Source organism: Prevotella sp. AM23-5, from assembly GCF_003473645.1.
GTDB classification, from domain to species: Bacteria; Bacteroidota; Bacteroidia; order Bacteroidales; family Bacteroidaceae; genus Prevotella; species Prevotella copri_A.
Genome location: NZ_QUCG01000114.1, coordinates 1 through 6779, shown reverse-complemented (window position 1 = coordinate 6779; position 6779 = coordinate 1). Strand labels below are relative to the sequence as shown.

General features: G+C 40.6%; 15 protein-coding genes. All 15 read left to right on the top strand.

Annotated features, from left to right (window positions below; translation table 11 throughout):
- On the top strand, window positions 1-521 hold a 521-nt coding region (locus DW657_RS16360; protein WP_233547197.1), incomplete at its 5' end, for a hypothetical protein.
- A gap of 4 nt (window positions 522-525) precedes the next feature.
- Window positions 526-765: a hypothetical protein gene (locus tag DW657_RS16355; RefSeq protein WP_118313460.1), complete on the top strand. Its 240-nt coding sequence runs from the start codon at window positions 526-528 to the stop codon at window positions 763-765.
- A gap of 1 nt (window position 766) precedes the next feature.
- Entirely contained in the window at window positions 767-1492 is a 726-nt protein-coding gene (locus tag DW657_RS16350; RefSeq protein ID WP_118313459.1) for an MBL fold metallo-hydrolase, read from the top strand.
- Window position 1493: 1 nt separating this feature from the next.
- The gene (locus DW657_RS16345) at window positions 1494-1925 is read left to right on the top strand and encodes a hypothetical protein (RefSeq protein WP_118313458.1); all 432 of its coding nucleotides are present in this window, start codon (window positions 1494-1496) and stop codon (window positions 1923-1925) included.
- Window positions 1926-1945: 20 nt separating this feature from the next.
- The gene (locus DW657_RS16340) at window positions 1946-2461 is read left to right on the top strand and encodes a hypothetical protein (RefSeq protein ID WP_118313457.1); all 516 of its coding nucleotides are present in this window, start codon (window positions 1946-1948) and stop codon (window positions 2459-2461) included.
- Entirely contained in the window at window positions 2391-3086 is a 696-nt protein-coding gene (locus tag DW657_RS16335; RefSeq protein WP_158577417.1) for a hypothetical protein, read from the top strand. Before DW657_RS16340 ends, DW657_RS16335 begins: the two co-directional genes overlap by 71 nt.
- 18 nt (window positions 3087-3104) lie before the next feature.
- A complete protein-coding gene (locus tag DW657_RS16330) occupies window positions 3105-3488 on the top strand; it encodes a hypothetical protein (RefSeq protein ID WP_118313455.1) in 384 nt (127 codons plus the stop codon).
- Window positions 3472-4461, top strand: coding sequence for a hypothetical protein (locus DW657_RS16325; protein ID WP_118313454.1), 990 nt, complete (start codon window positions 3472-3474; stop codon window positions 4459-4461). Before DW657_RS16330 ends, DW657_RS16325 begins: the two co-directional genes overlap by 17 nt.
- A 113-nt stretch (window positions 4462-4574) precedes the next feature.
- Complete coding sequence (locus tag DW657_RS16320) at window positions 4575-4940, top strand: hypothetical protein (RefSeq protein ID WP_147381986.1); 366 nt, start codon at window positions 4575-4577, stop codon at window positions 4938-4940.
- 160 nt (window positions 4941-5100) lie between these two features.
- Window positions 5101-5268: a hypothetical protein gene (locus DW657_RS18015; protein ID WP_158577416.1), complete on the top strand. Its 168-nt coding sequence runs from the start codon at window positions 5101-5103 to the stop codon at window positions 5266-5268.
- The gene (locus DW657_RS16315) at window positions 5255-5578 is read left to right on the top strand and encodes a hypothetical protein (RefSeq protein ID WP_147381985.1); all 324 of its coding nucleotides are present in this window, start codon (window positions 5255-5257) and stop codon (window positions 5576-5578) included. The genes DW657_RS18015 and DW657_RS16315 overlap by 14 nt, the downstream gene beginning before the upstream one ends.
- Window positions 5575-5763 carry a hypothetical protein gene (locus DW657_RS16310; RefSeq protein WP_118313451.1) on the top strand — a complete coding sequence of 63 codons (189 nt, stop codon included), beginning with the start codon at window positions 5575-5577 and terminating at the stop codon, window positions 5761-5763. The genes DW657_RS16315 and DW657_RS16310 overlap by 4 nt, the downstream gene beginning before the upstream one ends.
- A 5-nt stretch (window positions 5764-5768) precedes the next feature.
- The gene (locus DW657_RS16305) at window positions 5769-6002 is read left to right on the top strand and encodes a hypothetical protein (RefSeq protein ID WP_118313450.1); all 234 of its coding nucleotides are present in this window, start codon (window positions 5769-5771) and stop codon (window positions 6000-6002) included.
- Window positions 6003-6007: 5 nt separating this feature from the next.
- The gene (locus tag DW657_RS18010; RefSeq protein WP_158577415.1) at window positions 6008-6163 is read left to right on the top strand and encodes a hypothetical protein; all 156 of its coding nucleotides are present in this window, start codon (window positions 6008-6010) and stop codon (window positions 6161-6163) included.
- Between the two features lie 191 nt (window positions 6164-6354).
- The coding region (locus tag DW657_RS16300; protein WP_147381984.1) for a hypothetical protein at window positions 6355-6779 on the top strand (425 nt) is incomplete at its 3' end.

Genomic DNA, 6779 nt, shown 5'->3' with positions numbered 1-6779 from the left:
TTATCTCAAATTTTAACGAACTATTGATTAATAATATGAAACAAATTTCATTAGAAGAAAAGGTTAACAATGCCTTAAAATGGCTTGCAAACCGAATTGCAAGTATACAAGTATATCATTGGGATGAAGAATATAAAAAGGAAAGTCTCAATGATGCTTGGCAAAAAGTTCAAGAACAGTTTAAGAAAGATATTGATTGGAATGCTCTTACGGAAAGTCAGTGTAAGGCTTTGCATTTTGGAAGTTGGCAATCCGAAGAAGATGTTGAAGAAGAGATTTCTCTTATTCAGTCTGAATATGAGAAGGGGCATCTTACAGAGGATGAATTTGATAAAAAGGTTGCTAACGAGAAAAATACTCTTGGACTTCGTTTGATTCCGCTATATCTCTATCCTGCATTGCCTATAGGTATTACCCTAACGTCTATTGGAGGAGACGAGATTGTGTTTGATGGTTCAAATATTGACACAGATGTTAGATTTGGATGTATTGCTTGGGGTATTAAACCGAAAAAAGATTAATAATATGGAAGATTTTCAGAAAAGAATGTGCGAAGAGCACGATGAGCTAGTAGAGCGTTTAAGCAAGTTGAACGCTGCCTTGAAGAAGGAAGGTTTCTTGCAGAAAGTTGGCGAGTACCAGTATAAGCTAATGGTGAAGCAGTCTGTAGGCATGACTACCTACCTTGAAGCTCTGGAGTATCGTATGGCAGATATGAATCTTGATTTTAAGAGACGTACTGCTATTAGCCTTAACTTGTCGTAGTATGAAGCTAATCATTATCGGTTCATCATCAAAAGGTAATTCGTATGCCCTTCAATCAGATTCGGGAGAAATCCTGCTGATTGAAGCAGGCATACCCTTGAAAGAGGTGAAGAGAGCTATCGGGTACAAGACGAGCAAGGTAGAGGCATGCTTGTGTTCTCATCGGCATTCAGACCATGCCAAGTATATCAAGGAATATGACAAGGCTGGAATTGTAGTTTATTCCAACGCCAACGTATCGCAACATTTCCCTAATTGCGTAAGAACTTTAGGTTGCGAGTGTACTCATTGTTTTGGTGAATTTAGTGCCACACCTTTTTTTGTAAAGCATGATGAGGATGCACCAAATTACGGCTATCTGATTCATCATAAGGAAATCGGCACCATCTTCTTTGCCACGGATTGCTACAATCTGCATTTCGTTATCCAAGGTTGCAATACCTATCTTACAGAGTGTAACTATTCGGATGAACTCCTAGACAAGGCAGTGGCAGAAGGCAAGACCCCACGAAGTCAGGCTGATCGTGTTCGCTTATCCCACATGAGTCTCGAACATGCCGTTTCGTGGTTGCAGGATTGCAAGGCAGAGCAGTCAGCCCACCAAATCATCCTCATTCATGGTTCCGCCCGACACCTCAATCCAATCATAGCAGTAAACAAGTTCCAACAGGTAATAGGCGTACCAACGTACTATGCCAAGAGTGGAGAAATCATCAATCTTATTTGATATGGCAGTATTCAAGAATTTAAATGACCCTCGCAGCTATATGGCTGCATTGAAGGAGATAGAGAAGGCTAAGTCAGCAGGCTATAGTTTGGAAATCAAGAAGTTTCATCCTATAGCCACCGACCAGCAGAAGGCTTATCTCAACTTCATCATCACGTATCTATCCGGACAGATAGGGCAGACGTTCTACCAGACTCTCAGTGAGATTCAGAAGAATGTAGCCCCTCACATCTTTATGACTGGTGAATATGATTCCAAGGGCAACCCAAAGTTCAAGCCCCTTGGTTTCCTCGATACCGCAGAAGCCTCATCGGTAATCAGAAACGTTGCCGACTATGCCAACTGCATAGGCTTTCCGCTTCCCGAGCAGGATGATGAGCTGGCAAAGAAGTATTGCCAGATGGATATAGACTCCAACAAGGGGTGGGTATAACTCATAAAAACTACAAGCTTATGAAAACATTAAAGGAAGTCATTGCCGAGGCTAATAACTATTCCCCCGACAACGAAGCCATGCGTGATGCGTTCGTGAATGGCGCAAGATTCATGGCAACCGGCAAGTATTACAAGGAGAAGTCGATGTTCCCGAAAGTGGACGAGTTCGAGACAGTGGATTTGCATGAAACGTTACCACCGTTAGCAAGTGTCATTACTCCGACCTTCCAAGACTTTTGGGATGCCTATGCCTACAAGAAGGGACGCAAGAAAGCAGAAGAGAAGTGGAATAAGCTAAAGCCGAAAGAGAAGGTCGCCTGCATGAGAGCTGTTCCTGCCTATGTAGAGAACACCATGATTCCAGGTTCCGTATCAGATGGTTCCAGAAAACAATATAGAATGCACCCTCTCACTTATCTGAATGGAGCAAGATGGGAGGATGAAATTTATCCAGTACAGAGCAATGAGCAACAGAGAGCAAACAATCTTGCAGCAAAGGCAGCAAGAATCCTTGGTGCCGATTATCAAGGATAAGCCGGGCTATATTCGCCCTACTTCCTTCGCTGATGCCTGCACCAAGAGCAGCACGACTTTGCTTTCCGTCCGCATGCAGAGAGGATTGCCTAGTCTTGTAGGCTGGGTCAAGGGCAAACTGATAGAACTTTTCACCTTCCTTGGAGTCTTCGACATCGTTACGGAATATCAGGTTCAGATGCTTGCCGCAAGAATCTGTGCCAAGTATCACTATTGGACCACCACCGAACTGGACTATGCCTTTGTCACCATCATGGATGGAAAGTACGGCAAGCTGTTCCAGCACAAGCACGATGATAACAACACGACCATCAATCCGCAGGATATTATCGAAGCACTCAACAAATACGAGCAGGATATGCTTGCAGAGCGTGGAAGGCAGGACGATGAGCGCAGAAGGGCAGAGGAAATCAGAAAGGCAGCCGAAGAAGCGAAGAAGCCTCTTGGCTTGGAAGGCTGGAAGGTCTATTGCGAGAAGAACGGTCTGGATCCTGCCACCCATCGCATTCAGTCGGTAGATATGAGTCAGCATGATGTTAATCAGGTGCTCTACAAGACCGAAGAAGAGCGAAAGATGGCAGAACGGAAGTTCTATCGCCAAGACAGACGTAAAGAACAGAAATAATTAAAACGTAACAAACTTATGAATACATTACAGACAGACATAGCTATCGTAACAGCTATCTTATGGTTGTTGGCTATCGCAGTCATAGCCTACGACCGCATCAAATATCGCAAGTACTACGCCTCAAAAAGCAAGCTGGTAGTGCTTCGCATTAACAATGCCGAAGTCAGAGAGGTGTTATCACAAAATGGCATCAAGCTCTGCCAGTGTGCCTACTACAACACGAACCGCTATCTCTACACCATAGAGGGCGATCACATTTGCGGCTTCACCGAATCATGCACACATCTGATAGAAGATGCCGTCAAGCACCACCAGGAAGTGATAGATTGCGACATCAACGTCAATCTTTTCGTAAGTGAAATCAAAAAATTGCAGGAAGAATATGGAGACAAATATTAATGTAGCGGAAATCCTAAAGGATAAGCCAGAAGGTACGAAACTCTGGACTGATATGTTTGGGGAAGTTACGTTATATGTCGTTACTGATGCATGTGATGCTTTTCAAGTTAAGCATCATAATAAAGAACCATGGTTCGATAAAGGCGGTAAATTATGCGAGGAAGGAGTTTTGTGCATCTATCCTAGCAAATCAATGCGTGATTGGCGCAAGTTCGCTTGGAAGAAGGGCGATGTGCTAGCTTGTGCTTTTGGCGCATTATGCATCTTCGATAAGTGGGCAAATGACGATTATACTAGATTTGATGCAAAGTTTGTAACCCCTAAGAGTAGAGGTACTACCTTCGAAGTAGAGGATTGGTGCAAGATTACAAATGAGGCGTGCATCAGGCAATATATCCGCGATATTGAGGAGGATAATGGTGGTAAGCTAAACCTCACCACTTTGGAGGTTGAGAAACATCAGCATGAGTTCAAGGATGGGGATATTGTGTTTATGAAAGGAATTAAAGGTAGATGTTTTGCAAATTGTATTTTCATCTTAAGAAGTGAATATAAAGATGGAGACGAAAGAGCTTTTTACTATGCTTTCTATAATGCTGACGATAAATATACTTTAGATGAATATGGTAATACAAAAGTTCATTATAGCCTCCGCCTGGCTACTGACTCTGAGAAGCAGCAACTCTTTGAGGCTCTAGCAAAGGAAGGAAAACACTGGGATGCTGAGAAGAAACAGATTGTTGATTTGAAGCCCAAGTATGAGTTTAAGCCTATGGACTTGTGTTTGATGAAATACATAGGGAAATACAACAATAGAGGGTGGGAATTGTGCCAATATGCTTATACAGAACATCGTGTATCATTAAGTGGTGAACAACGTGACTTCTATCATGCAGTAGGAGGCGAAATATACGCAGAGTGTATTCCTTATAAAGGCAACGAGCATCTTTTAGGTACAAAAAAATCTAAATAAAACATAACTTCCACGACACAGAATGAGCGAAAGTAAGTTAAGGCTTTATGCCCATATACCTTCTTAGCCCCAGCACAATACTGGTTGTGGAGGTCATTATAAAACTTAAAAATATGATAGACGATAAGAAAATAGAAACTGCAAAGGAAGAAATCTACGAGGATAAATTCCTTGGCTGCGGTGAAATGGTAGAAGCCTTCGAAGATGAAGATAATATGGAAATGTTCGACAAAGAGGACATCAAAGAAGCTATTGGACTAGGTGCTAAGTGGATGCAAGAAGAATTTTTGAAGGACTTGTGGCATCCTTCTAGTGAAGAGCCAAAGCGTCATAGTTACATCATGTTTAAAACCACTAACAATAATGGATTCGGAACAGAATACATAGATTGTAGTTGGAAAGCTATAGCCAGATGTCTTCAAATTACTCAATGGCTTTATATTGATGATTTGCTCCCAAAGGAAGGAGGCAATCAATGAAAACATTTGTATTTGATATTATGCTAAACGGAAGATTCATCTGCACATTAAAGTATAAATATTGTGCGCTCTTCCCGATAGACTTTGAAGATTTAGAGAAGTTCGTCTTCCAAAAGAGACCTACTTTGAAAGGTAAGGATTTTCAAATTGCGTTTTAGATATGGCAGGATTTGAAAAAGGCAAGAAGTACGATGTAGTTGATGCCGAGCAAGGGGATTGCGTTGGGTGTTGCTTTAATAAAGATGGTTGCACCTTAGACATATCTATTCCTTGTAGAAAAGAATTTATTTATAAAGAAATCAAAGAAAATGACAATGAAAGAACTTAAAGATTTGATTGCTGGCGATGATGTGCTAGTTGTAGGTAGGTATCGCAGATGTATCGCCAAAATTGATAAAGTAACAAAGACTCAAATTGTTGTTAATAACGCTAGATTTAGAAGAGATTCGGGCTGGCAATGCGGTAGTGATAGATGGAATGTTAGAAAAATATCTGTTCCTGCAGAAAAGGATATATCAGATGTTAAAGAAGAGAATCTTCGTAAGACTCTCATCTACACTATCAGTTCTTTTGATTTCAAACGCTTAACAACAAATGAGTTAAAACAAGTGTACAATATTGTAAAAGGCAAAGAATGAAAGAGCTTAAAGTAGGCGAAAAAGTAACCATTACTCTTGAAGCTGTTGAACGCAAAGGTGGCTGCAAAGGATGTTTCTTTAGTACATCAGGAGAGTGTTTTAAACGTGCTGATTTTGATTTTGCATGTTTAAGATGTGAACGTTCCGACAAAAAGAGTATAATCTTCAAAGAAGTTAAGGAGTAAAGCGTATGGTTGGTAATTTAATGAGAGCAGCATTGATAATGGCTGCAACCGCTGCTTATGCACAAGATGATATTTTCGGGTATTCAAGTCCCAGACTTGACGCACCAAGTGGCAATATTCCTTCTGATAAACAGAAGTGTCAGCCAAAAGCACAGCATGAGTTCACCATCAAGGGTATTAAGATTATGGCAGCTTCTAAGAAAGATGCTATCAAAAAGTATAATCATCGTAAAAAGTAAAGCGTATGGCACAGAAAGAATATAGAATAGTCAAGATAGAGAAGGGTTTGTTTCTTATCGAGCATAGAAGTACACCTGATGGAACTTGGCAAGAGGTTGAAGATAAGCAGTTCAAGACTAAGCCAAAGGCAGAAGCTTGGGCTAGAAAGAACTTAGTGTAAAAAGTAAAGCGTATGAAACAGAAGTTGAAAATGATATGGCGAATCCTTCGTGACAGACAGGTTGTAGTAATAACCGAGAGTTATGGAAGATTATATTGTGATTGGGACACAAGAAGTCTTGAAGATGTTTGTCAAATGTGTCACAAAGTACACGATATGGCTTATATAATGAATAATAAGAAGTAAAGCGTATGGATAAATTATGTTATATACCAGGTGATTTGGTAATGACAAACGGAGTACCACTAGGTACAGCTAAAGATGTCGTTTACAGAGTAACATCATCAGACCCAACAAAGACTTTGGAGTTGGACGATGGAACGGTTCTGAAAGGTGTTGTCTGTTTAGAGAACATCGAAGGTGCGGAATTAGGAGATAAAGGCTATCTCTCAGGTGACTGCTGTGCTTGGGTTAAGGATATTGTTCCTATCCCTCTTACGCCCGCATTTTTGGAGAAGAATGGATGGAAGGTTTCATTAGAGTGTAAATGGATTTACGTAAAAGAAGATGATGTTAAAGTTTTCAGACTCTTAGACGATATTCATTACGCTGTTTATATAGGATTTGTAAGGCTATTAGAATTTCAACATATTCATCAGTTACAACATCTTCTATT

Excerpts from the sequence above, each read along its gene's own strand:
- DW657_RS16355 (WP_118313460.1), top strand. The coding sequence starts at position 526 with ATGGAAGATTTTCAGAAAAGAATGTGCGAAGAGCACGATGAGCTAGTA.
- DW657_RS16350 (WP_118313459.1), top strand. The coding sequence starts at position 767 with ATGAAGCTAATCATTATCGGTTCATCATCAAAAGGTAATTCGTATGCC.
- DW657_RS16345 (WP_118313458.1), top strand. The coding sequence starts at position 1,494 with ATGGCAGTATTCAAGAATTTAAATGACCCTCGCAGCTATATGGCTGCA.
- DW657_RS16340 (WP_118313457.1), top strand. The coding sequence starts at position 1,946 with ATGAAAACATTAAAGGAAGTCATTGCCGAGGCTAATAACTATTCCCCC.
- DW657_RS16335 (WP_158577417.1), top strand. The coding sequence starts at position 2,391 with ATGAGCAACAGAGAGCAAACAATCTTGCAGCAAAGGCAGCAAGAATCC.
- DW657_RS16330 (WP_118313455.1), top strand. The coding sequence starts at position 3,105 with ATGAATACATTACAGACAGACATAGCTATCGTAACAGCTATCTTATGG.
- DW657_RS16325 (WP_118313454.1), top strand. The coding sequence starts at position 3,472 with ATGGAGACAAATATTAATGTAGCGGAAATCCTAAAGGATAAGCCAGAA.
- DW657_RS16320 (WP_147381986.1), top strand. The coding sequence starts at position 4,575 with ATGATAGACGATAAGAAAATAGAAACTGCAAAGGAAGAAATCTACGAG.
- DW657_RS18015 (WP_158577416.1), top strand. The coding sequence starts at position 5,101 with ATGGCAGGATTTGAAAAAGGCAAGAAGTACGATGTAGTTGATGCCGAG.
- DW657_RS16315 (WP_147381985.1), top strand. The coding sequence starts at position 5,255 with ATGAAAGAACTTAAAGATTTGATTGCTGGCGATGATGTGCTAGTTGTA.
- DW657_RS16310 (WP_118313451.1), top strand. The coding sequence starts at position 5,575 with ATGAAAGAGCTTAAAGTAGGCGAAAAAGTAACCATTACTCTTGAAGCT.
- DW657_RS16305 (WP_118313450.1), top strand. The coding sequence starts at position 5,769 with ATGGTTGGTAATTTAATGAGAGCAGCATTGATAATGGCTGCAACCGCT.
- DW657_RS18010 (WP_158577415.1), top strand. The coding sequence starts at position 6,008 with ATGGCACAGAAAGAATATAGAATAGTCAAGATAGAGAAGGGTTTGTTT.